Source organism: Actinoplanes ianthinogenes (assembly GCF_018324205.1).
GTDB classification, from domain to species: Bacteria; Actinomycetota; Actinomycetes; order Mycobacteriales; family Micromonosporaceae; genus Actinoplanes; species Actinoplanes ianthinogenes.
On sequence record NZ_AP023356.1, the window covers coordinates 1733655 to 1757802 of the forward strand.

The 24148-nt window shown below is 72.8% G+C and carries 19 protein-coding genes and 1 pseudogene; 10 read left to right on the forward strand and 10 right to left on the reverse strand.

The genetic code is table 11. The features are described 5' to 3' along the window. The first annotated feature begins 35 nt into the window (after positions 1 to 35). Positions 36 to 1988, forward strand: coding sequence for a phosphocholine-specific phospholipase C (locus tag Aiant_RS07970; RefSeq protein WP_229830509.1), 1953 nt, complete (start codon positions 36 to 38; stop codon positions 1986 to 1988). Here the strand turns inward: Aiant_RS07970 and Aiant_RS07975 are convergent. Both Aiant_RS07975 and Aiant_RS07980 read right to left on the reverse strand, forming a co-directional pair. Continuing rightward, positions 1985 to 3379, reverse strand: a complete 1395-nt coding sequence (locus Aiant_RS07975; protein ID WP_189332653.1) for a hypothetical protein — start codon at positions 3377 to 3379, stop codon at positions 1985 to 1987. The genes Aiant_RS07970 and Aiant_RS07975 overlap by 4 nt on opposite strands. A 227-nt stretch (positions 3380 to 3606) precedes the next feature. Continuing rightward, positions 3607 to 3942, reverse strand: coding sequence for a hypothetical protein (locus tag Aiant_RS07980; protein WP_189332652.1), 336 nt, complete (start codon positions 3940 to 3942; stop codon positions 3607 to 3609). Positions 3943 to 4037: 95 nt separating this feature from the next. Between Aiant_RS07980 and Aiant_RS07985 the strand changes: the two genes are divergently transcribed. Next, a complete protein-coding gene (locus Aiant_RS07985; protein ID WP_189332651.1) occupies positions 4038 to 4463 on the forward strand; it encodes a PRC-barrel domain-containing protein in 426 nt (141 codons plus the stop codon). Here the strand turns inward: Aiant_RS07985 and Aiant_RS07990 are convergent. The 6 genes from Aiant_RS07990 to Aiant_RS08015 all read right to left on the reverse strand — a co-directional run bounded on the left by Aiant_RS07990 (position 4451) and on the right by Aiant_RS08015 (position 10943). Further along, on the reverse strand, positions 4451 to 6172 hold the full coding sequence (locus tag Aiant_RS07990; RefSeq protein ID WP_189332650.1) for an ABC transporter ATP-binding protein: 1722 nt from the start codon (positions 6170 to 6172) through the stop codon (positions 4451 to 4453). The two genes, Aiant_RS07985 and Aiant_RS07990, sit on opposite strands and share 13 nt — an antisense overlap. Beyond that, entirely contained in the window at positions 6169 to 7710 is a 1542-nt protein-coding gene (locus tag Aiant_RS07995) for an ABC transporter transmembrane domain-containing protein (protein ID WP_229830556.1), read from the reverse strand. The genes Aiant_RS07990 and Aiant_RS07995 overlap by 4 nt, the downstream gene beginning before the upstream one ends. Before the next feature lie 149 nt (positions 7711 to 7859). Then, on the reverse strand, positions 7860 to 8372 hold the full coding sequence (locus Aiant_RS08000; RefSeq protein WP_189332648.1) for a GNAT family N-acetyltransferase: 513 nt from the start codon (positions 8370 to 8372) through the stop codon (positions 7860 to 7862). 30 nt (positions 8373 to 8402) lie between these two features. Continuing rightward, positions 8403 to 9050 carry a DUF6882 domain-containing protein gene (locus Aiant_RS08005; RefSeq protein WP_189332647.1) on the reverse strand — a complete coding sequence of 216 codons (648 nt, stop codon included), beginning with the start codon at positions 9048 to 9050 and terminating at the stop codon, positions 8403 to 8405. Positions 9051 to 9063: 13 nt separating this feature from the next. Then, entirely contained in the window at positions 9064 to 10434 is a 1371-nt protein-coding gene (locus Aiant_RS08010; RefSeq protein ID WP_189332646.1) for a pyridoxal phosphate-dependent decarboxylase family protein, read from the reverse strand. Positions 10435 to 10493: 59 nt separating this feature from the next. After that, on the reverse strand, positions 10494 to 10943 hold the full coding sequence (locus Aiant_RS08015; RefSeq protein WP_229830507.1) for a hypothetical protein: 450 nt from the start codon (positions 10941 to 10943) through the stop codon (positions 10494 to 10496). A gap of 102 nt (positions 10944 to 11045) precedes the next feature. Between Aiant_RS08015 and Aiant_RS08020 the strand changes: the two genes are divergently transcribed. The 5 genes and pseudogenes from Aiant_RS08020 to Aiant_RS08040 all read left to right on the forward strand — a co-directional run bounded on the left by Aiant_RS08020 (position 11046) and on the right by Aiant_RS08040 (position 18683). After that, entirely contained in the window at positions 11046 to 11726 is a 681-nt protein-coding gene (locus tag Aiant_RS08020) for a response regulator transcription factor (RefSeq protein ID WP_189332645.1), read from the forward strand. Further along, positions 11723 to 12961, forward strand: coding sequence for a HAMP domain-containing sensor histidine kinase (locus tag Aiant_RS08025; protein WP_189332644.1), 1239 nt, complete (start codon positions 11723 to 11725; stop codon positions 12959 to 12961). The genes Aiant_RS08020 and Aiant_RS08025 overlap by 4 nt, the downstream gene beginning before the upstream one ends. 286 nt (positions 12962 to 13247) lie before the next feature. After that, positions 13248 to 13577 (forward strand): annotated as a pseudogene (locus Aiant_RS45520) (PadR family transcriptional regulator); the annotation flags it as partial. A gap of 158 nt (positions 13578 to 13735) precedes the next feature. Continuing rightward, positions 13736 to 14734: a hypothetical protein gene (locus Aiant_RS08035; RefSeq protein ID WP_189332642.1), complete on the forward strand. Its 999-nt coding sequence runs from the start codon at positions 13736 to 13738 to the stop codon at positions 14732 to 14734. 220 nt (positions 14735 to 14954) lie between these two features. Then, entirely contained in the window at positions 14955 to 18683 is a 3729-nt protein-coding gene (locus Aiant_RS08040) for a chemotaxis protein CheB (protein ID WP_189332641.1), read from the forward strand. 175 nt (positions 18684 to 18858) lie between these two features. Here the strand turns inward: Aiant_RS08040 and Aiant_RS08045 are convergent, their stop codons facing one another. After that, positions 18859 to 19518 (reverse strand): response regulator transcription factor, encoded by a 660-nt coding sequence (locus Aiant_RS08045; protein WP_189332640.1) that lies wholly within the window; start codon positions 19516 to 19518, stop codon positions 18859 to 18861. Beyond that, a complete protein-coding gene (locus Aiant_RS08055) occupies positions 19506 to 20912 on the reverse strand; it encodes a sensor histidine kinase (RefSeq protein ID WP_189332639.1) in 1407 nt (468 codons plus the stop codon). Before Aiant_RS08055 ends, Aiant_RS08045 begins: the two co-directional genes overlap by 13 nt. A gap of 151 nt (positions 20913 to 21063) precedes the next feature. On the opposite strand from Aiant_RS08055, the gene Aiant_RS08060 reads away from it, so the two are divergent. The 3 genes from Aiant_RS08060 (at position 21064) to Aiant_RS08070 (ending at position 24111) form a co-directional block, all read left to right on the forward strand. Then, complete coding sequence (locus Aiant_RS08060; RefSeq protein WP_189332638.1) at positions 21064 to 21579, forward strand: PadR family transcriptional regulator; 516 nt, start codon at positions 21064 to 21066, stop codon at positions 21577 to 21579. 257 nt (positions 21580 to 21836) lie between these two features. Continuing rightward, a complete protein-coding gene (locus Aiant_RS08065) occupies positions 21837 to 23180 on the forward strand; it encodes a DHA2 family efflux MFS transporter permease subunit (RefSeq protein WP_189332637.1) in 1344 nt (447 codons plus the stop codon). An 82-nt stretch (positions 23181 to 23262) separates the two neighbouring features. Continuing rightward, on the forward strand, positions 23263 to 24111 hold the full coding sequence (locus Aiant_RS08070) for an esterase/lipase family protein (protein WP_229830505.1): 849 nt from the start codon (positions 23263 to 23265) through the stop codon (positions 24109 to 24111). Positions 24112 to 24148: the final 37 nt, after the last annotated feature.

A 24148-nucleotide genomic window follows, 5' to 3' on the forward strand; every position in this document is an offset into this window, starting at 1 on the left:
CCGTGGCCAGCGTGGATCGTCGTAAATTCTTGCAGATGCTGGGTGTGCCGGCCGTTGCCGCCGCCATGCCCGCGGGGCTGGAGAAAGCCCTCGCCATTCCGGCGAACAACCGCACCGGGTCGATCGAGGACGTCGAGCACGTCATCTTCCTGATGCAGGAGAACCGTTCCTTCGACCATTATTTCGGTACGTTGCGCGGGGTCCGCGGGTTCGCCGACCCGCACCCGGCGAAACGGCCGGACGGCCGGACCGTCTGGCATCAGGAGCAGCTGCTCCCCTTCCGGCCGGAGGTCAAGGACCTGGGCGGCGCCTTCCTGCCGGACCCGCCGCACGGCTGGAACGACGGGCACGCCGCCTGGAACGCCGGACGGTTCGACCAGTGGGTGCCCCACAAGGGCGTGCAGACCATGACCCATCACACCCGTGCCGACCTGCCCTTTCATTTCGCGCTGGCGGACGCTTTCACGGTCTGCGACAGCTACTACTGCTCGCTGCTCGGGCCGACCGATCCGAACCGGTATCACATGTGGACCGGCTGGGTCGGCAACGACGGCAAGGGTGGTGGCCCGGTGATCACCAACGCCGAGGCCGGGTACGACTGGACGACCTACCCGGAGCGCCTGGAGGCGGCCGGCGTCTCGTGGAAGGTCTACCAGGACGTCGGGCTGGGCCTCACCGCCGCCGGATACTGGGGCTGGACCTCGGACCCGTTCATCGGCAATTACGGCGACAATTCGCTGCTCTATTTCCACCAGTACCAGAACGCGGCGCCGGGAACTCCGTTCGCCGACAGGGCGAAGTCCGGCACCGAGGTGAACAAACTCGGCCGCAGTCCCGACCAGTTGCTCACCGATTTCCGAAGGGACGTGGAGAACGGGACGCTGCCCCAGGTCACCTGGCTGGTCGCGCCGGAGGCGTACACCGAGCACCCGAACTGGGAGCCGCACTACGGCGCCTGGTACGTCTCGCAGGTCATCGACATCCTCGCGGCCAACCCGGCGATCTGGTCGAAGATGGCGCTGTTCATCACCTACGACGAGGAGGGTGGCTTCTTCGACCACGTGGTCCCGCCGACCCCTGACCCGGCGCGCTCGACGGTGTCCACGGTCAACGAGATCTACCCGGGCGGCGACGGGCACCCGGCCGGCCCGTACGGGTTCGGCATCCGCGTCCCGATGATCGTCGTCTCGCCGTGGACCCGGGGCGGCTGGGTGAACTCGCAGACCTTCGACCACACCTCGCTGATCCGCTTCCTGGAGCGCCGCTTCGGCGTCACCGAGCCGAACATCACCCCGTGGCGGCGTGCCGTGGCCGGCGACCTGACCAGCGCCTTCGACTTCCGGACGCCGAACCGCCGGCCGGTCGACCTGCCGGACACCGCCCGGTTCAAGCCGGCCGACCTCACCCGGCAGCCGGACCTGGTCCCGGTCCCGCCGGCCGACCCGAGGCTGCCGCGGCAGGAGCCCGGGGTACGCCCGGCCCGGGCGCTGCCCTACACCCTGCACGCGGACGTCACCGGTGACGTCGTCGAGCTGCGCAACACCGGCCGGGCGACGGCGGTCCTCCAGGTCCGCCCGGCCGGCGCCGACCCGCTGTCGTGCACGGTCGGGCCCGGCAGGCACCTGACCGAGACGCTCACCACCGGCGAGGTGGAGGTGCACGGGCCGAACGGCTTCTACCGCCACTTCCGGCGCGGGGCGGCGGCCGTGCGGGTCCGGGCCCGGTACGACGAGCACGCGCTCCTGCTGGAGATCCGTAACACCGGCCGGGAGCGGGCCGAGGTGACCGTCGCCGACCGCTACACCGGCCACACGTCGACGCTCACCCTGCGCCCGGGCACGGCGCGCACCTCGCAGATCAGCGTGGCGCGCACCCATGGCTGGTACGACGTCACGGTCACCTCGGGCGACACCGTCGCCCAGTACGCCGGCCACCTGGAGAACGGCCGGGACAGCATCACCGACCCCGGCATGGGTGGTGTGATCTAGAGCTGGGCCCGGATCCAGCTCATACAGGTCTTGTCCACCTGGTCGAACGGCTTGCCGAAGGCCCGCTCGGACGCCTCGTCGGCCGAGCGGCCCTGCCGGGCCAGCACGCTGACGAAGGCGATCATCTTCGGTTCGCCGAACTTGCGGGCCAGGCAGTCGACGGCCAGGTGGCCGAAGCCGTAGTAGGCGGCGGTCTTCTTCGGGTCGTCCCAGTCGAGCGAGCTCACCTCGATGCTGCGCGGCCCGCCGGACCCGGTGACCAGTTGCCGGACGGCGGGCATCCGCGGCGACGCGGTGGCGCGCTGCGGGAACCGGCCGATGTACTCGGCGATGCCCTCGGTCAGCCACTCCTCGGAGAGGTCGAGGGTGACCTTCTTGCCGGTGTCGTTGACGTGGCCGAGCGAGACCACGTGTCCCATCTCGTGCTGGATGGTGTCGGCCAGCTCGGCGCGGCTGCCGTTCCCGCTCGTCTTCACCATGATCTCGCTCTGCACGCCGTTGATCGCGACGGTCACCCCGATGACCGCCTTGTCGCGCGCCGAGGAGCTGCTGAACCAGCGCTTCCACGACTTGTCGTCGGCCAGGAAGATCCGGTAGCGCTGCTGCGGATTGTGGAACTGCGCGGCGAACCGGTCGGCGACCGACGCGGCCTTGTCCGCCACGGCGAGCGCCTCCTTCGCCCGCTTGGCGACGGCCGGGGCGGCAGCCACGGTGACCCGCTTGCCCTCGGCGAGGACCAGGTCACCGGACTGCCACGGCATCGGCTCCCGGGAGCGGTCGTCCGGGTCGGCGACGACACTGCCGATCAGGTAGCGGTCGCCGGTGCGCTTGAAGACGAACTTCTCGCGGATCCGCGGCGCGCCCAGCGGAATGCCGTCGGCCGGCATCAGCTCCGGGCAGTTCGGCATGCTGAAGCAGAATCCGGAGTAGATGGTGTCGGTGAATTCCGGGTCGCCGTCGCGGACGTAGGGTTTGCTTCCCCGGGCGTAGCTGAACTGGCTGACGTGCAGCCCGCGCAGCATCCGGAAACGCTTACGGAAATAGGCGACGGTGTCGGCCGCGGCGGGGTCGACCGGGGCGAGCCAGCCGGCCTCGTCGCCGCGGAGCAGGGCCGCGGCCTGGTCCTGGAGCATCAGCAAGGCGGCGTCCGCCGGGTCGCCGGTGGGCTGCGTGCGCACCGCCGCCGCTTCGGTGGTGGCGGTGCCGGTGGTGGCGACCGCTGCCGGCGCCGCGCCCCCGCTCCGGCCGGCCACCACGGCGATCACGCCGGCGATCGCCACCACGGCGATCACCACGAAGACGATCCAGCGCCGGTCCGGGCCGCTTCTCTCCGGGTCCGACGGCGACGGTACGGGTTCCGGCTGCGCTGCCCTGATCCCACGCTCGGTCATCGATCCTCCATCGCCGCCGGCACCGACAGCCATGGATCTAACCCGATGTGTACGCGATGCCGCCAGCGCCCGGCGTCCCGGAGTCGAGCCAGCGCTCCAGAAGCGACTGCGAGAGTCCGGTGTGGGCGGTCGGCGTCGGGGCGTCGATCGCCTGGCCGCGGGTGGCCGGAGGCAGCGGCACCGGGCTGACCAGCGTGGCGCTGGCGGTCCGTGGCGCCCGGGCCCTGTCAGCCCAGCTGGACCCAGGCACCCGGTGAGTTGCGGACCGCCTGCACCACGACCGGCGCCGCGCGGTAGGTGACGTGCCCCCGCGGGCAGGTCAGCTCATAGATCAGGTCCGCGTGGTAACGCAGCAGCATCTGCCGCAGGGTGGCCTGGTCCGGGTCGCCCGGCAACTCCCCGGCCAGCAACTCGCGCTCCAGGGCGGCGCTGCGCCGGGGCATCACCTCGTAGCCGGCCGGGGCGCGGACCGTGAGCATGGCCGGGAACCGCCGGTGGATCGCCTCGGCGACGAGGTCGCCGCAGGCCGGGCAGAGCAGCTGCTTGCGCACCGTCCATCCCATCCTCCCAGCCTGCACCCCGGACCCGGATTGGGGTAGTTCCCGGCGGGGTAATCCGGAGGCGTGGTGATCTTCGACGAGTGGCGGAGGTGACGGGCATGACCACGCCGAGTGCCAGCATCGAGCTGATCGGGCTGGGGGACAGCGATCAGGTGGTGGGGGATCCCGCGGAGGACATCCGGGGGCGGAAGGTGCGGGATCGGGAGGGGCACGATCTCGGGCGGGTCGAGGATCTGCTGATCGATCCGGAGGAGCGGAAGGTTCGGTTCCTGCGGGTGGCGCACGGGGGGATTCTCGGGTTCGGGACGAGCTCGTCGTTCGTGCCGGTGGAGGCGATCCGGGCGATCGACGACGAGATCGTGCACGTGGCCGAGCCGAAGCAGCTGGTGGCCGAGGCGCCGCGGTACGACCCGGAGCTGGTCGACGCCACCGAGTACTACCAGGACCTGTACCGGCATTACGGCTATCCGCCGTTCTGGAGCGCCGGGTACGTCTACCCCGGGTATCCGTATTACCGCATCTGATCGGCCCGGTGCCAGGAGCGCCACAGTGCGGCGTAGGAGCCGTCCGCGTCGAGCAGCTCGTCGTGCGTGCCGAGCTCGATGATCCGGCCGTCGTGCATGACCGCGACCCGGTCGGCGTCGTGGGCGGTTTGCAGGCGGTGCGCGATGGCGATCACGGTACGCCCGTGCAGCACCGCCGCGAGCGCCCGCTCCGCGTCCCGGGCCGCCGTCGGGTCGAGCAGCGCGGTCGCCTCGTCGAGGATGACCGTGTGCGGCCCGGCCAGCAGCACCCGGGCCAGCGCCAGCTGCTGCGCCTGCGCGCCGTCGAGCGGGTGCTCGCCCAGGTCACGGTCCAGGTCGTCGGCCCAGTCGGCGCCGACCGTGGCGAGCGCGCGGCGCAACTCGTCGTCCGGGGCGGGGACCATCAGGTTGTCCCGGACGGTCTCCCGGAACACGTGCAGCTCCTGGGTGACCAGGACGACCTGCTCGCGGAGCAGCTCCGGGGGCAGGTCGGCGATCGGGACGCCGCCGACCGTGACGCTGCCGGCGGTGGGACGGTCGACGCCGGCGATCAGGCGACCCAGTGTGGACTTGCCGGCGCCGGAGAGGCCTACGACGGCGAGGCGCTCTCCCGGGCGTACCGTCAAGTCGACGTCGTGCAGCACGTCGCGGCCGCGGTCGTAGGCGAAGCGGACGCCGCGCACCTCGATCCGGTCGTCGCGCGGCGGATCCGGCGCGTACGCGGCCGGCGCCGGCGCCGCGGCCAGGCCCTCGATCCGGGCGAACGACGCGGACGCGGCCTGGAGTTGCTCGATCCGGAGCAGCAGGGTGTCCAGTGGGTTCACCAGCTGCCGGAGGTACAGCAGGGCCGCGCTGAGCGTGCCGAGGCTGATCCGGTCGTCGAGGTAGAGCAGCCCGCCGGCCAGCAGGACCAGCACCAGCGGGATCGCGTAGGAGGCCTCGACGCCGGGCAGGAAGACACTGCGCAGCGCGAGGGTGACCAGCCGGGTCCGGCGGGTCTCGTCGATCGCCGCGTTGCCGGCCGCGAGCCGCCGGTCGGCCAGCCCGAACGCCTCGACCGTGCGCGCGCCCGAGGTGGTCGCGGCCAGCTCCTCGGCCAGCCACGAGTTGGCGTCGCCCTCGCGCAGGTACGCGTCCCGGGCCCGCTTCAGATACCACCGCGTGACGAACCAGATGCCGGTCAGGCCGAGCACCCCGAGCAGCCCGAGCAGCGGGCTCAGCAGCAGCACGGCGGCCAGGACGAACAGCATCTCGACCAGGCCGATCAGGATCCGCGGCAGCAGGTCCCGCAGCGTGCCGGCGACCGCGTCGACGTCGGTGGTGCCGCGGGCCGCCACGTCACCGGCCGGGATCCGCTCGATCACCGACGCGGGCAGGTCGAGCGCCCGGCGCAGGAACGTCTCGCGGATCCGGGCCGAGGTGCGCTCGCCGAACCGGTAACCCAGGGCGAGCGCCAGCCGGGAGATCAGGATCTGGGCGACCGCGCAACCCAGCACGGCCAGGGCGAGCCGGTCCACGGCGGCCGCGCCGCCCCCGGCGGCCACCGTGTCGATCACCCTGCCGAGCAGCCAGGGTGCGCCCAGCCCGGCGAGCGCGGCGAGCGAGTTCAGCCCGATCAGGGCGAGCACCGAGCGTTTGTCGGCGGCGATCAGGCGCATCGTGGCGCGCACGACCAGACGCTGGCCGGCGACCGGCAGCTTGGCGCTCATTCGGCGAACACCCGGGTCACCAGGGCCCGGTAACCGGGCTCGGTGGCGAGCAGCTCGCGGTGCGTGCCGGTCGCGGCGACCCGGCCGTCGACCAGGTAATGCACCACGTCGGCGCGGTCCAGCAGCACCGGCGAGGTGGTGGCGACCACCGTGCCGCGCCCGGTCCGGTGGCGGGCGAGCCGTTCCGCGACGGCCGACTCGGTGTGCGCGTCGACCGCCGAGGTGGGCTCGGCGAGCAGCAGCATCTCCGGGTCGGCGTGCACGGCGCGGGCCAGCCGGACCCGCTGCCGCTGGCCGCCGGAGAGGTTGCGACCGCCCCACTCGACCGGCCGGTCCAGGTCGTCGGCGACGTCGTGGGCGACCGCGGTGTCGATCGCCGCCCGGATCAGGTCGTCGTCCGGGTCGTGCCGGCCGGCCACCACCTCCCGCAGCGAGCCGGCGAACAGGTCGGCGCCGTTCTCGGCGACCAGGATCCGGTCCCGGATCGCGTCCCGCGCCAGGGTGTCCAGGCGGTGCCCGGCCCAGGTGGTGTCGCCGGGCAGGTAGCGCCCCAGACGGTCGAGCACCTCGACGGCGTCGGCGGGGCGGGCGCCGGCCAGGGCGGTGAGCAGGCCCGGCTCGGCGGTCACCCCGGACTCCGGGTCGTGCAGGCGGGCCGGGCCGGGTGGGGCGGCGGCACCGGCCGGGTCCTCCAGGGGCAGGCTGAGGAAGCCGGTGACGCGGCGGGCGGCGACCAGGCCGTACGTCAGGTCGAACCCGCAGAAGATCAGGATGCTGATCGGGATGACCAGCAGGGCGGTGTAGCCGTAGACGCCGACCAGCTCCCCGACGGTGATCTCGCCGGCCGCCGCCTGCCGCGCGGCCACCCAGATCACCGCGGCCAGGAACACCATCGGCAGGCCGTCGCCGAGCGCGCCGACCCAGCTGGCCGGCCGGCCCACCCGGTAACCCTGGTCCCGCAGCCGGGCGGAGTCCCGCTCGTAGCGGGCCAGGTGCGTGTCGGCGCCGCCGAGACCGTTGAGCACCCGCAGGCCGTCGACCACGTCGACCAGCCGGGCGTTGAGCGCGCCCTGCCGCTCCCGGTATCGCGAGCCGGCCCGCTGGGTGCCGAGCAGCAGCGGGGTGATCAGCAGGCCGAAGGCGGGGATCCCCACCACCACTACCAGGGAGAGCAGCGGGGCGGTGCGGTGCAGCATGGTCGCGACGACCGTGCAGGAGCAGAGGCAGGCCACGCCGATGCCGGCCACGTTCATCGCCCGGCCGATCAGCCACACGTCGGAGATGCCGATGGTGACCACCTCACCCGCGGTGATCCGGCGGGGCAGGGACGCGCCCAGCCGGGTGGCGTGGGTCAGCACCAGGTCGGCGGTACGCAAGGCGGCGGCCAGCCGCAGCTTGGTCATGTTCCGGTGGCGCAGGATCCCGAGCACCGCGCTGACCAGACCCGTCACCAGCACCGCGGCGGTCCAGCCGAGCAGCGGCCCGACCCGGCGCGGGGCCAGCCCGCGGTCGATCGCCTGGCTGAGCAGCCACGGCATCGCGGCCAGGCTGACGAACCAGAGCGCCCCGCACAGGGCGCCGAGCGCCACCCGGCCCTTGAGCTGTCGCGCCAACCACCAGAGGTAACGACCGGGTCCCCGTTCCACAACCGACATCCTGCCGTCACGGGCCCTCGGTCGAAACCGCATTATTCCAGCATTCGACGCATCCGCAGGCTGCGGATGTGGTCGTCGGCCCGGGACAGGCCGGCCTGCACCGTCTCGACCGGCTGGAAGCCACGGGCGCGGTAGAAACCGATCCCGGCCGCGTCGCCGAGGAAGACCGACAGCCACACCTCGGTGCCGCCGGCGGCCCGGATCTGCTCGATCACCCGGTCCAGCAGCAGCGTGCCGAGCCCGCGGCGGCGCTCCCGCGGGTCCAGGTAGATCAGGTGCAGCTCGCCGACGCCGTCCCGGGTCATGCCGCCGCCCGCCGCGCCGAGCAGGCGCCCGTCCTCCTCGGCCACCTGGTAGCCGAACCATCTCGGCGGATCGGCCGGCACCTGCCGGGCGACCCGCTCCGCACCGAAGTAGACGGCGACGGTCCGGTCGATGTAGCCCGGCGGCAGCAAGTCCTGGTAGGCGGCTCGGTACGCGGACGTGCAGATCTCCGCGACCCGGGTCGCATCAGCGCTGATCGCGGGACGGGCAACGGCGGTCAACGATGGTCCTGGCACGCGGCCCAGGGTAGATCACCGCCGGAGTTGCCCGGTCAGGTTGCTGATCCGGCCGAGCTGGTCGAACTCCACCCGCATCTCGCTGCCGCTCGAGTGCGCGCCGGTGACCAGGCCGTTCTCGCTCGACACCCGCCAGCCCTGCTGGGTCAGGAAGGCGGTCACCATCGCGCGGTGGTCGACCGGGTAGGCCATCAGCACCTGGTTCACCACGGTGAAGGCGCGCTCCGGGGCGACCGGCTGATCCGGGACTCCTTCCAGGTGGAAGAAGACGGCGCCGCCCTCGTACGGGCCGCGGTAGTAGCAGCGGCCGGTCAGCCCGGAGGCGACCAGGGCGAGCCGGTGCCCGTCGGCACGCTCCAGCGGGAACGTCGCGTCGGTCAGCTCGGCCACCCCCTGCCGGGTGCCGAACTCGCGCATCCAGTTGCTCAGGGCGAGCAGCTGCGGGGGCAGGCCGCTCTGGGTGTTCGCCCAGGCCCAGAGCCAGGTGCCGTCGAGGTGGCTCTCGGTGCCGAGCAGTTGGATCGGGAATCTCAGGTCGTCGCCGAAGGCGACCTGACCGGCGGTCAGGTCGAGGTCCCAGTCACGCTCGCCGATCAGGTCGGCGAGCGCGAGCTGGCGCGCGTGTGCGGTGGCGACGTGCTGGGTGAACAGATCGGAGAACATGGCGGGCAGTCTGTCACCCGGCGGCGAGCGCCTTGCCGAGGGCGGTGATCACCCGGTCGGCGTCGTCCTCGGTGGTGCGCCAGTTGGAGAAGGCGGCGCGCAGGGCGGGGACGCCCTGGTAGACGGTGGGTGTCAGGAAGGCTTCGCCGGAGCGGGCCACGGCGGCCAGGGTCGCGGGCACGTCGTCGACCGTGAAACAGACGACGTTCAGGCGTACGGGGGCCAGCAGCCGGGCGCCGGGAAGCGTGGCGAGCCGGTCGCCGAAGCGGCGGGCGGCGGCGATGTTGCGTTCGACGATCTCGCGGTGGCCGTCGAGGCCGTAGGCGGCGAGGGTGAACCAGGCGGTCAGGGCGCGCAGGCGGCGGGAGTTCTCCGGGGTGAGATGGAACAGGTCGGGGTCGCCGGAGGGCGGGGTGAGGTAGGCGGCGGCGTTCTGGAAGACGTTCACTTGGAGGTCGCGGTGGCGGGTGAACTGGATGGCGGCGTCGTACGGGACGTTCAGCCATTTGTGCAGGTCGACGCAGATGGAGTCGGCGGCGTCGAGCGCGGTCACCAGGTGCTTGTGCGCGGCGGAGAGTGCCGCGAAGCCGCCGAAGGCCGCGTCGACGTGAAGCCAGAACGGATATTTCGCCTTAAGTCGCGAAATAGCGTTTAAATCGTCGAAGTCGACGGTGTTCACCGTGCCCGCGTTGGCCACCACGATCGCCGGGCCACCGAGCGAGGCCAGCGCGGCTTCCAGCGCCGCCACATCGACCGCTTCACGATCGGGCGCCAGGGGGACTGTCCGAAGTTGATCACGCCCGAGACCCAGCATCGACATCGCCTTGTAGATGCTGGAGTGCGGCGAACCCGAGAGAACCGCAATGTCGCCCAGCGCGGCGACCCCCTGCCGGGCCACACTGACGCCCTTCTGCGCGCCGAGCCACTCCCGCCCGATCGCCAGCCCCACCGTGTTCGACATGGTCGCCCCGGTCACGAACGTCCCGCTGTGCGCCTCGCTGAGCCCGAAGAGCGAGCGAAGCCACCCCACCGTCTCCAGCTCCAGGCCGACGGCCGACGAGTCCTGCCGGGTCACCGCGTTCTGGTCGAAGGTCCCGGTCAGCCAGTCCCCCACCAGCGCCGCCGGCGTGGCCCCGCCCGTCACGAACCCGAGATAGCGCGGCCCGGCACTACCCGAGAACCCGGGCGCCCAGCGCTCCCGGAAGATCTCCAGCGCCTGAGCCGCTCCCACCCCGGCCACCGGAAGCGGCTGCGCCGCGACGTCCGCCGGCGGCACCGCGGCCGGGCGCTCGCCGAGACCGTCGAGCACACCGGCGGCATAGTCACGGGCAGCGGTCAGCAGGTCGGGAAAGCCGTCCAGGTCGGCGGCGAGGCGATTGTCCACCGCAGCACCGTAAGCAGCCACGATCCACCCCGTCGCGGTCCACTTCGGCGTGCCTGGCCTCAGTCGTCGTCGCCCCGGGCGACCACCGCGGGCACCCCACCGGAACAGACCAGCTGGATCTTCACGCGGACGTGGTTGTCGCGGACGTTGCGGAACTCGCCCTCCCGGCCGCGCTGCTCGTGCACGGCGAAGCCCTGGGCCGGCGCCATGGAGATGATCTTCTCGCAGTTGGCGACCACGGTCCCGCCCCGAGTCGGAAAGGAGCGTTCCGACCTCGAGGACGCGGCAGCCGAGGGGGAAGCTGAAGCTGTCGGCGACGCGGAGACGACAGGCGACGGACCGAGGCCGGCCAGATCCCGCTCCACCTGAGCCTCGCTCACCGCATCCCCCGCCCGGGTGGTCAGATCCGCCCCGACCAGCCGGATCCCCACCACCCCCACCAGCACGGCGAGAACCGCCGCCACGACCCACCCCGCCCCGATCACCACACGCTGCCCGATCCGACTCACCGGGCCACTATGCGCCCGCCGACGCTAAGCCGCCCCCGGGACACCGCTAAGAGAGGGTTAAGAACCGCCCGAACCGCCTGCTCCAGCCGTTACCGTGCAGCCGTGGCGAGACTTCTGCTGATCGAGGACGACCCGGCGATCCGGAACACCCTGCTGCGCGCGCTGCGCGAGCGGGGACACGCGGTGGCCGCGTCGCCGGCCGCGATGGAGGGCCTGCAGACCGCCCTCGCCGAGAAGCCCGACCTGATCGTCCTGGACCTGGGCCTGCCCGACCTGGACGGCCGGGAGCTGCTCCGGATGCTGCGCGCGGTCAGCAAGACCCCGGTGATCATCGCGACCGCCCGGGACGAGGAGGCCGAGATGGTTCGGCTGCTCGACGCGGGCGCCGACGACTACGTGGTGAAGCCGTTCACCGCCGCCCAGCTGGACGCGCGGATCCGGGCGGTGCTGCGCCGCGGCTCCGCCGGCGAGGAGACGCCGGTGCTCACGGTCGGCGGCCTGCGGATCGACCCGGCCGGCCGCACGGTCACCGTGGACGGCACGCCGGTCGAGCTCACCCCGCGCGAGTTCGACCTGCTGCACCACCTCGCGGTCCGGGCCGGGCAGGTGGTCACCAAGCGGGAGCTGCTCAGCGAGGTGTGGCAGGTCCCGTACGGCGGGGCGGACAAGACCGTCGACGTGCACCTGTCCTGGCTGCGGCGCAAGCTGGGCGAGACCGCGCAGGAGCCGCGCTACCTGCACACCGTCCGCGGGGTCGGGGTCAAGCTGAGCGAGCCGGCGTGAGGACCCGGCTGACGCTGCTGGTCGCGGCGACCATGGTGCTCGTGCTGCTGGCCTTCCTGGTGCCGATCGGGCTGCTGCTGCGCCAGGTCGCGCAGGATCGCGCGCTCGGTCAGGCGGACGACGTGGTGCAGACGATCGTTCCGCTGGCCGGGGGCGATCCGGCCACCTTGCAGGTGGTGGTGACGGCTCAGGCCGTACCGGTAACTGTCTTTCTGCCGGACGGGACCACCGTGGGCGTGCCGGCGACCGCGACCCCCGCGGTCCTGCTGGCGAAAGCCGGCCACCAGGCGCTGACCGTGGCCACCGGCGCCGGGCGCGAGCTGGTGGTCCCGGTCGTCGGCGCGAACGGCACCAGCGTGGTCCGCACCGTCGTCACCGACGCCGAACTCTCCCGCGGCGTCACCCGCTCCTGGCTCACCCTGGGCGGCCTCGGCGCGGCGCTGCTGCTGCTCGGGCTGCTCGTCGCGGACCGCCTGGCGCGCACCATCACCGCCCCGATCACCCAGCTCAGCGAGGTGTCCCACCGCCTGGCCAACGCCGAGCTGACCGCCCGCGCGGTCCCGGCCGGCCCGCCCGAGCTGCGCGAGGTCGCCGGCGCCCTCAACCATCTCGCGACCCGCATCCAGGACCTGCTGGCCGCCGAACGCGAACGCGTCGCCGACCTCTCGCACCGCCTCCGCACGCCGCTCACCGCCCTGCGCCTGGAGGCCGAGTCGCTCCGCGACCCGGAGGAGGCGTCCCGGGTGGCGTCCGCCGCCGACGGCGTCGCCCGCGCGGTCACCGCGGTGATCCAGCAGGCCCGCCGCGAGGTCACGACCCAGCCGGCGGGCTGCGACGCGACCGCGGTGGTCAGCGACCGCGTCGCCTTCTGGCGCGTCCTGGCGGAGGACACCGGCCGCCCGGTCACCGAATCACTTCCGGACAGTCCCCTCCCGGTCGCGGTAGCCGCCGACGACCTGGCCGCCGCCCTGGACGCCCTGCTCGGCAACGTTTTCGCGCACACCCCGGACGAGACACCGTTCTCGGTCACGCTCACGGCCCGCCCGTCAGGCGGCGCCCTCCTCACGGTCGCCGACGAGGGCCCGGGTTTCCCACCGTCGGCCGCCACCCGGGGCGCCTCCGGCGGCGATTCCACCGGCCTCGGCCTGGACATCGCCCGCCAGGTGGCAACCACCTTCGAGATCGCCGGTGGCCCGGGTGGCGCCGTCGTCTCGCTGTCCCTGCCCACCCTTTGAACCCGATTTCGTACGCCTGGGCAAAGTCCCGTGGCCAACCGCGACGCCGCGACCACTCACGGCCCGCCCGGCGACCGCCGGGCTGAATCCCGGTGCAAGGAACCCCACCCCGCACGCCGAGCCCCTGGCCTCCCCGCCCACCCCGCCCGCCCCGGTCCTGGCCTCCCCGCCCGCCCCGCACGCCGCGGCCGTGACCTCCTGCCCGTCCCTCGCATGCCGCGCCCCGCCGGACACGCGTCCTGGATGGACTTCCCCGCATACCTTCGCAGCCGATATATTGCCTCGCGTGGAAACGCCCCTGCGCGAACCGACCTTCCTGATCCTCACCGCCCTGGCCGGCGAGCCCATGCACGGCTACGGCCTGATCGCCGAGGTCGGCCGCCTCTCCGACGGCCGCATCACGCTGCGCCCCGGCACTCTTTACGGCGCCCTCGACCGCCTCACCGACGCCGGCCTGGTCACCGTCGACCGCGAGGAAACGGTCGACGGCCGCCTCCGCCGCTATTACCGCCTCTCCGAGGACGGCACCACCCTGCTCACCGCCGAGACCGACCGCATGCGCCGCAACGTCGAAGCCGCCACCGCCCGCCTCCGGACCCGGCCCACCCCGAACCCTCGCATGGCCCGCACCGCCTCGCCTCTCACGGCCCGCACCGCAGCGCTTCTCACCGCAGGCACCGCATCGCTTTCCGCCGCCCGCACCGCAGCGCCTCTCACCGCCCGCGCCGCAGCGCTTTTCGCCGCCCGCACCGCCCGCCTCACCGGAGGAACGGCATGACCGACCTGGAGCGCCGCTACTCCCGCCTGGTCCGCTGGTTCTACCCGGCCGCCTACCACCGGGAGCGCGGCACCGAGATCGTCGGCACCTACCTGGAGCTGGCCGGTCCGGATCAGCGCCGCCCGGCCGTCGCGGACATCGCGGACCTCGCCGCCGGCGGATTCCGCGAGCACGTCCGCGCCGCAGGTGCCACCGCTCTCGTCCCCGGCCTACGGCTGGCAGGCGCCCTAGCCATGATCACCCTGGCCGCCATCGCCGCCGCCGGCGTGGTCGCCGAGGTCGCCGACCCCCGCGCCGGCTGGCACGCGCGAGCCATCGGCCCATACAGCATGATCAACATCGCGGTCTGGGTGTCCTGGCTCCTCGCCGTTGCCGTGCACGCGATCACGCCGGGCCGCCGGACCCGTCTGGCCCTCGCCGCGGCCCTGTCCGTCACCGCAGCCGTCGTCCCGCTCGCCGACTACCGGCCACCGCTCTACATGCTCGTGCCCCAGGCCGTCCTCGGCCTGGTCGCCCTCGCCGCCGGCCGGCAGCCCCGGCTGATCCGCGCGGCGCCGGCCCTCGCCGCGGCGGCCACCATCACCTACATGGGGAGTCTGCTGTGGCACGGCGACCCCTGGGATCCCGTCTGGTTCTACATCTCGGCCGCCGACGAGTTCCTGCCGCTCACAGCGATCACCCTGCTCCTCACCACCCTGCTGCTCGCCACCGCCCTGGCCACCCGAGGCGACCTCCGCGGCGGCTGGACCCTGCTGGCCCTGATCACCCCGATCGGCCTGCTGGTCCTGCACCCCTTGACCGCCGTCATCACCAGCACGGCCGCGAACGTGCCCAACCCGACGTGGTCCTCGATGGCCGCGGTCGCCATCGCCCTGACCCTGCTCCCCCTGCTGCTCCTCGCCCTGGCCGCCCCCTTCCGCCGTCGCCCCGCCACCCCACGGCCGACCTGCCCCACGTGCGGCGGCCACCTCCCGGAGGCCGATCACCGGCCCTGACAGTGAGCTGCCGAAGCGCCCGGACCGCCGATCAGCGCATGGGCCGCGGCTTCTCGGCGTCCGGCGTGCAGTGGAGAGCTGTGTACGCCACCGAGTACACAGGGGCCGTCACCTTCGGCGACCGGCGAGCAGACGCCGACAGGCAGGAGTCATCCGCCCGTGCCGACGATGGAACGCTCACTGTGTCATCACACGCGGGTCGCCAGTAACGTAAAAGGTTATGGCGCGGCCAGAGGCGTCGTCGGGCAGCGGCGCGCAGGGCAGGGAAGGGCGCGGCGTCGAGGTTGTGGCGCTGGTGGCGTCGGCGGGTGGCCTGGAGGCGCTGTCGGGCGTGCTTCGTGTCCTGCCGGGGGACTTTCCGGCCGCGGTCGTCGTGGCGCAGCACCTCGGTGGGCTGGGCAGTGTGCTCGTCGACATCCTCACGCGGCGGATCACGCTTCCGGTGGGGTGGGCGCGCGAGGGCGGCCGGATCGAGCCGGGGACGGTGACGGTGTGCCCGCCGCGGTCGGTGCTCGAGGTGCTGCCCGACGGCACGTGCGCGTTGCGCCCGGCCGAGAACGTGCAGACGGATCGACCGCTGGATGCGCTGCTGACGTCGATCGGAGACAGTTTCGCCGGGGCGTCGCTGGCGGTGGTGCTGACCGGGATGGGCAGCGACGGCGCGTCGGGGGCCGCCGCTGTACATGCCGCGGGCGGCCGGGTGATCGCCCAGAGCGAGGAGACGGCCGAGCGGCCGGCGATGCCGGCCGCGGCGGTGGCGGCGGGCGCCGTGGACCTGGTGCTGCCGCTGTACGACATCGGGCCGGCGCTGGTGGACGCCGCGCTGGGCCGGCGGCTGCCGTTGGCGTCGGACGAGGCGCAGGCCATCCGGGCCACTTTCGGTGACAAGGGTGTGATGGCCGGGCAAGCGGCCCAGTTGGACTGGAGCCGGACGCCGCTGGGTTTGGTGTCGAGTTGGTCGCCGACGCTGCGGTCGGTCGTGCGGCTGATGATGGGGAGCCCGGAGCCCACGTTCGTGTTCTGGGGCGACGACATGCTGTGGCTCAGCAACGACGCCAGCCTCCAGGTCATGCCGGGGCGCGAGGGCAGCTTGCTCGGCCGGCCGTACGCGGAGGTGGTGCCCGAGGTCTCGGCTGAGACACGCCCGGAGTACCAGCGCGTGCTGGACGGCGAAGCGCAGCAGAATCCCTGGGTTTCCCACCTGTACATGCGTGACGGGCGGATGCAGAGGGTCTGGGTGTACGGCACGAACATGCCGATCTGGGAGCCCGACGGCACCGTGGGAGGCATCCATCGAGTCATCCACGAGCGCACCGACGAGGTGCTGGCGGCGCGGCGGCTCAGCACGCTCGACGCCTTGGCGCAGGCACCGCGCGCCGGTAGCCGCCGGGAGGCGCTCTCCGAGGCGGTCGAGGTGCTGGGCGACGCGGCTGACGTGGTGTTCGCCGTCGCGTACCTGCTCGACCCGTCGGCGACGCGGGCCGGTCTGGTGGCGGCGACCGGCGTGGTGGCCGGCGGCGCGCTGGCGCCGCGGGAGCTGCGGCTGGTGCCGGGCGCCGCGTGGCCGTTGCACGAGGCGAGCGAACCGGTGGTCGTCGATGACCTGCCGTCGCGTTTCCCCGGCCACCGGGTCGGGACCGATCAGGTGACCCCCGGGGCGGCGGTCGTCCACCCGCTGCGCGACGACGCGGAGGAGCAGGTGGTCGGGATGCTGATCCTCGGCGTTGATCCGTACCTGAACTTCGATGCCAGGTACCGGGAGTTTCTGATGCTGGTCGGGAACTCGGTCGAGGGGCGGATGGCGGACGCGCAGGCGCGGCATCGTGAGCGCCGGAGGCTGGAGCGGCTGGCGGAGCTCGACCGGGCCAAGACGGAGTTCTTCTCCAACGTCTCGCACGAGTTCCGGACACCGCTGACGCTGATGCTCGGCCCGCTGGACGAGTTGGGGAGCGCCGGCGGCGGGCTGTCGCCCCAGCAGCGGGCCGACGTTGACCTGGTGCGCCGCAACGCGCGGCGCCTGCTGCGCCTGGTCGCGACCATGCTCGACTTCTCGCAGATCGAAGCCGGGCGTCTGCGGGCGACGTTCGCGCCGGTTGATCTCGCGGAGCGCACGCGGGAGGTCGTGGCGCAGTTCGACAGTGCGGTGAAGCGGGCGGGGCTCGCGCTGCGCGTCGACCTCAGCGCGCTTCCGGCGCCGGTCTGGGTGGACGTCGAAATGTGGGAGAAGATTGTCTCGAACCTGCTGTCGAACGCGCTGAAGTTCACGTTCTTCGGCGAGATCGAGGTGTCGTTGCGCGCCCGGCCCCACCACGCCGAGCTCGTCGTGCGGGACACCGGCGTCGGCATTCCGGAGGAGGAGCTGCCGCACGTCTTCAAGCGCTTCCACCGCGTACGCGACAGCCGGGCCCGGACCCATGAGGGTGCGGGGATCGGGCTCGCCCTCGTCGACGAGCTCGTGCGCCGCCACCACGGCCGCGTCCGCGTCACCAGCACGGTGGGCGAGGGAACCGCGTTCACCGTTTGGATTCCAACCGGACGCCGTCCCGAACTGTCGGAGGCGCCGCCCGAGGTGCCGGCCTCGACCGAGGTGGCGGCGGCCATGGCCGAGGAGGCGACGCGCTGGGGTGAGGCACCGGAGACGGAGCTGTTCGCCGACGACGGTGGCGCCCGGCATCCGCTCGGCGGGTATGCGCCGGCGGCCCGTGTCCTGGTGGCCGACGACAGCAGTGACATGCGCGACTACCTGGCCCGCCTGCTCGCCCCACACTGGCAGCTCGAGATGGCCTCGGACGGAGCGCAGGCCCTCGCGCTCGCCCGCGCCGACCCGCCGGATCTCGTGCTCGCCGACGTCATGATGCCCGGCCTGGACGGTTTCGCGCTGCTGCGCGCGTTGCGCGAGGACGCGGAGCTGCGCGCGGTCCCGGTCGTGCTGGTCACCGCGCGCGCCGGCGAGGAGTCCGCGATCGAGGGCCTGCTGGCCGGCGCGGACGACTACATCGTCAAGCCGTTCTCCGCCCGCGAGCTGGTCGCCCGCGTCGCCGGACAGCTCGATCTCGCCCGTGTGCGGCGGCGCGCGGCTGAGCTGAACGTCTTCCGGATCGGCCTGTCCGACGCGCTGCGGGCGCTCGGCGATCCGCTGGAGATCCAGCAGACGGCCTGCCGGATGCTCGTCGAGCAGCTCGGCGCCGACCGGGCCCGCTTCGTGGAGGTCGACCAGGCCGCCGGCGAGCTGATCACCATGGGCGGCTACGCGGTCGACGGGATGCCCGGCGGATTCGGCCGTTACCCGCTGGAGGACTACCGGCCGCTGGCTCAGGCGGTCCTCGCCGGCCGGCGGCTGGTGATCGAGGATACCCAGACCGACCCGTACGTCGCCGGCATCAGCCCGGCCCTGGCAGAAGCCCAGATCGGCGCGCAGCTCGTCCTGCCACTCGTGCGCGGGCAGGGATCGACCGTCGCCCTCGCGGTCCACCAGCGCACGGCCCGTTCCTGGACGCCCGAGGAGGTCGCGATCGCCGAAGAGGCCGCCGGACGCGCCTGGGCCGAGGTCGAGCGCGCCCGCGCCGAGACCGCCCTGCGCGACAGCGAGGAACGCATGCGTTTGGCCATCCGCGCCACCGGCATGGTCACCTGGGAATGGATCCCGGCCGAAGACCGCATCATCACCAGCGACAGTTTCGCCGACGTCTACGGCCTGCCCGCCCTCGCCGGCGCCGAGCAGGGCTTCGCCCTCGTGCTACCCGAGGACGCCACCCGGCACCTCGACAAGGTCCGCGCCATCGCCACCGAGGGCGGCGCCTACCGATCCCGATTCCGGATCCGACGCCCCGACAACAACCAGATCGTCTGGCTCGAAGAGCGCGCCGAGGCCAAGACCGGCCCGGACGGAACCGTCGAAAGGGTCATCGGGGTCACCCTCGACATCACCGCGCCCCAGCACCCCGAGTAGGAAATGCACGTCGGCACCGAGTCCGGCACGCCGCCGGCACCATGCTGATCGCCCCGGCGCTCCGCACGGATGCGCTCCGCCTCGTCGGCTACGTCATGTGGCCGGCCTCGGCGGTCCGGGTCACGCTCGCGGCGCGGCGCCGGACCGCCAGGGTCGGGGGCGGAATGAGCGCTCGTCAGGCATCGGCATTGGTCGCGTTCAGGTAGGTGAGGACGGCTCGGACTCGGCGGTTGGTGTCGTCGTCCGGGTGGAGGTTGAGTTTGGCGAAGATGGTCGTGGTGTATTTGCTGATGGCGCCCTCGCTCAGGAACAGCCGGGCGGCGATCGCCGTGTTGGAGATGCCCTCGGCCATCAGGGCGAGGACTGATCGTTCGCGGTCGGTCAGGGTGGCCAGGGGGTCGGCTCGGCGGGGGCGGCCCAGCAGCTTGGCGACCACGGCCGGGTCCAGGGCGGTGCCGCCGGCGGCGACCCGGGTGAGGGCGTCCATGAACTGGTCGGCGTCGAGGACGCGGTCCTTGAGCTGATATCCGACGCCGCCGCGGGCGTCGGCCAGCAACTCGCCGGCGTAGAGCTGCTCGACGTGCTGGGAGAGGATCAGCACGGGCAGACCGGGGATCTCCCGACGGGCCGCGAGCGCCGCCTGCAAGCCCTCGTCGGAGAAGGTCGGGGGCAGGCGGACGTCCACGACGGCGACGTCGGGACGCTCCTTGAGCAGCGCGTCCAGGGTGGCCGGGCCGCTGTCGACGGCGGCCACCACCTCGTGCCCGTAGGACTGGACCAGGCGCACCAGGCCGTCCCGCAACAGAAACAGGTCTTCAGCGATCACAACACGCATGGCACCGACACCGTAGCGCGCGTCGGCCCGCCGACCGGACTGTCGATCTCCAACCGCCCGCCGAAGGCCGCCATCCGCCGCGCGATGCCCAGCAACCCCGACCCCGCCGCAGCCGGGGAAGAGCCGCCGGCCGAGGAGGAGCCGCCGGCAAGGGACGAGCCGCCCGCCGAGGACGAACCGCCGGCAAGGGACGAGCCGCCGGCGCCGGACGACCTCGGCACCGCGGCAGGCGAGGCGACGCCACCGACGCCGTCATCGGTCACGGAGGCGGTGAGTGTCCGGTCCGCATAACCGAGATCGACCAGCACACACGTGGCGTGCGCATGCTTGGCGACATTCGTCAGCAGCTCGGCGACCGCGAAATACATCGCCGACTCCACCGGGCGCTCCGGCCGCGCGGGGACCGCGGCGTGCACCGTCACCTCGACCGGCACGTCCAGCGCCAGCGCCCGCACCGCGTCCACCAGCCCTCGCTCCACCAGCACCGGTGGATTGATCCCGCGAACCAGCGACCGCAACTCCTCCAGCGCCGCCCGCGACGACGCCCGCGCCTCCGCCAGGATCGCCTTGGCCGCCTCCGGATCCGCGTCGACCATGCGCTCGGCCGCCTGCATCGACATCCCCATCGCCACCAGCCGCGCCTGCGCCCCGTCGTGCAGCCCACGCTCGATCCGCTCCAGCTCGGCCGCCTGCGTCTGCGTCAGATCCGCCTGCAACGTCTCCAGCTCCCGCAGCCGCGTCCCGGCATTGGGCCCGAGGAACCGGACCGCGACCGGCCGGAAGATCCGCCCCGCTGACGCCCCGGCCACGAGGGACAAGACCAAGATCAAGACACCGATTACGGTACGCCCGGAGCCCGCCAGCCACACCCCCACGCCCGCCGCGACCGGTGGCAGCGCCGTCACCGGGAACACGGTCACTCCCGCCACGAGCGCCCACAGCCCGTCCCACCTCACCTGCGGGTCGTGGAAGCGGGCGTTCATCACCGCCCGCCGACGGGCCTCCCGCTCCGACTTGTGGTACTCCCGGCCGTCCCACCAGTACCCGGTCGCCATCCGGGTGACCGGGGCGATCCCACCGTACGCAACCTCGAGCTCCAACCCGAGCCATCGGCGCGCCCGGCGGCGCGCCGCCTCCGCGAGCGGCCGGCTCGTCAGCGCGTGTGTCATCCAGAGCGCACCGGCGACCCACAGCAGCACCGCGAGCACCTGGCCGGCGGTGACCAGTCCGCGAACGATCAGCGGCGCGTGCATGTCGTCGGTCCACGTCGACGCGAACAGCGCGCCGAACCACCCGACCGTCACCCCGACCACCGGCAACGGCGCGGTGAGCGCGGCCAGCACCAGCGTCCGGCGCAGCCCCTCGCCGAACCGCCGCACCGCTCGGATCGCCATCACTTCCTCCGTGTCCTGTGTCGACATGCTCAGCCGACATGGAAGAAGTTACGGCCGGCGGGCCACCGCGGACACCCGGCCAACCCCCGAACTCGGTGGGGCTGTCCCCACCGGGCATTTTCGTCCACCGTAACCTAGGTTAGAGTGGACTATGTTCCTCGACATCCTGATCTTGAGTCACCTGCGGGGCGGGCCGATTCACGGTTACGAGCTGAAGCGCAAGGTCGCGGACACCATCGCGGTCGCGCTGAACAACAACACGCTCTATCCGGCGCTGCGCCGCTTCGAGGCGGCCGGCGCGGTGACCAAGGTCGCCGAGCAGCAGGCCGGGCGGCCGCCGCGGCACGTCTACGAGATCACCGACGTGGGGCGGGAGCTGCTGCACGACATGATCGCGGAGCTGCCGCCGGAGCTGGCCGGGGACGAGGCCGAGTTCCTCACCCGGCTGGGCATGTTCGACGAGCTCACCCCGGACGAGCGCGGCGCCGTGCTGTCCGCCCGCGACCAGGCGCTCGCCCGCCGGTTGGAGCACCTCACCGGCCTGGCCGCCCGCGCCCGCGACAGCCGCAACAACCGCGACTGGGGCGGCCTGGTCACCGCCGAACTGATAGCCCGCGCCGAACGCGAACGCGCTTGGCTCGACGACCTGAAAAGGCGCTCGTCATGACCGACCGAACCGCCCGCAGTGCAGCGACACCCGAAACCACAAGCGGCGCGAAACGCGCGGAAGGCACGATCGGCGGCCCGAGAGATGCCAGCGGCCCCGGACGCCCAGCCGGCGCGGAAGGCACGATCGGCGGCGCGGGAGATGCCAACGGCCCCGGACGCGCGGCCAGCGGCGCCGGAGCCGAGCCCGGCACAGGAGACGCCGGCGGGATCGGCGCGGACGAGGCCGGCACCGGACGGGCCGGGCGGCTCGGGCCGATGGCACAACTGGGCCTGATGATCGGCCCGGTGTTGACGATGGTCGACTCCAGCATCGTGAACGTCGCCGTCGCGGACATCGGACGGGAGCTGCACGCCACCCTCGACGGCGTGCAGTGGGTCGTCAGCGGCTACCTGCTGGCGCTCGCGGCCGGTCTCGCCGCCAGCGCCTTCCTGGCTCGCCGCTTCGGCACCCTCCGGACGTACCTGATCGCCCTCGTCGGCTTCGTCGCCGCCTCCGCCGCCTGTGCCGCCGCACCCACCGTGCCGATTCTGATCACCGCCCGCGCCGCGCAGGGTCTGCTCGGCGCCCCGCTCGTCCCGCTCGCGATGACCCTGCTGCTCGGCCGGCAGGGCAAGGCCCGGCGCATCCCGATCGCGGCCGGCCTGCTGTTCTTCCTCGCTCCGGCGCTCGGCCCGACCCTCGGCGGCGTGCTCGTCGCGGCGGGCGGCTGGCCGTGGATCTTCCTGGTCAACGTGCCGATCGGGATCGTCGGGCTGCTCGGCCTGCGGCGCGTCCCGGCCGGCGCGGCGCCGCCCGCCGACCCGGCCGCGCGGTTCGACCCGTTCGGGCTCACGCTGCTCGCGGCCGGGCTGACGGCCACCCTCTACGGGGTCAGCCGCGCACCGATCACCGGCTGGCACAGCCCGCTGGTGATCAGCACGATCGGCGGCGGCCTGGCGCTGCTCGCCGGCTACCTGCGGTGGGCGTCCCGCCGCACCCAACCGGCCGTCGACCTGGCGCTGCTGCGGCACCGCCAGTCCCGGCTTGCGCTCACGCTCAGCGTGGTGTCGTCGGTGGTCGCCTATGCCGCGGTCTTCCTGCTCCCGGTCTTCACCCAGGCGGTGCAGGGGCACTCCACCCTGGCCACCGGCCTCGCGCTGCTCCCGCAAGGACTGATCACCGGGGTCGGCACCGCGATCGGGCAGCGGCTGGCCACCCGGATCTCGGTGCGCACCCTGGTCACCGGCGGGTTCCTGGTCCTCGGCGCGACCAGTGCCGGGCTGTTGCTGCTCCAGGCGGACACACCGCTCTGGGTGACCGCGATCATCCTGTCCGGGCGGGCCGTGGCGATCGGGTTCGGCATCACCCCGCTGCTGTTCGCGATGCTCGCCCCGCTCGGCGACACGCAGCTGGCCGACGGCAACACCATCTTCAACATCACGCAGCGGCTCGGCGGGGCGCTCGGCGTCAGCCTGCTCTCCACGCTGTACGCGGCGCAGGTCGCGGCCACCGATCCGGTGACCGGATTTCATCACATCGGAGTGATCCTCACCGGGGTCGCGCTCGGCGCCGCGCTGCTGGCGCTGCTGCTCGCCCCGATCCGGCAACCAAGCACCTGACCGGATCGTTTCCGGACACGTGAGCCTCGCGATCTTGCTATCCACCATCCTGCTGGCAGCGCCTGCACCCCACCGATCGGAGATGTCGGATCTGCACTGCACCGGTGATCCCTCCGCCAGTGCCCGGGCCGGCCGCACCCCGGTCCTGCTGATCCACGGCACCACCTCGAACTCCCGGGCCAACTTCTCCTGGAACTGGGCCCGGGCCTTCGACCGGGAGGGCCGCGCGCACTGCGAGATCGATCTGCCGGACAGCGGCAACGGCGACATCCAGGTCGCCGCCGAGCGGGTCACCCACGCCATCCGGCACCTGCACCGCGCCGCCGGGGCGAAGATCGACCTGGTCGGGCACAGCCAGGGCGGGATGATCGGCCGCTGGGCGCTGAAGTACCACCCGGACACCCGCCGGATGGTCGACGACTACGTCTCGCTGGCCGCGTCGAACCACGGGACGCGGGAGTTCGACGTGCAGTGCGCGGCGCAGACGGTGTGCTCGGCGGCGTACTGGCAGCAGCGGGCCGGATCGGCTTTCCTGTCCGCGCTCAACCGTGGCCCGCAGACCTGGCCCGGCATCGATTACACCCAGCTGTACACCCGGTACGACGAGATCATCCTGTCCTACCGCCGGTCGGCGCTGCCGCCCGCGCGCAACGTCAGCAACGTCGCGGTCCAGGAGCTCTGCCCGGCCGAGACGGTGGAGCACTTCGGGATGGCGTACGACAACGCGGCCTGGCTGCTCGGCATCGACGCGATCCGGCACCCCGGCCCGGCCCGGCTGTCCCGGGTGAGCCGGGCGACCTGTGGCCGGCCGCTGATGCCCGCCGTCGACCCGTTCCAGTTCCCGTCGAACGCGTCCGCCGCCCTGGTGCAGAGCGCCCGCTCGATGCTGACCACCCCACAGCTGCGCGCGGAGCCACCCCTGCGGCGGTAAACGCCTTGACTTCAACCAAGGGTGAAATGCCACGGTG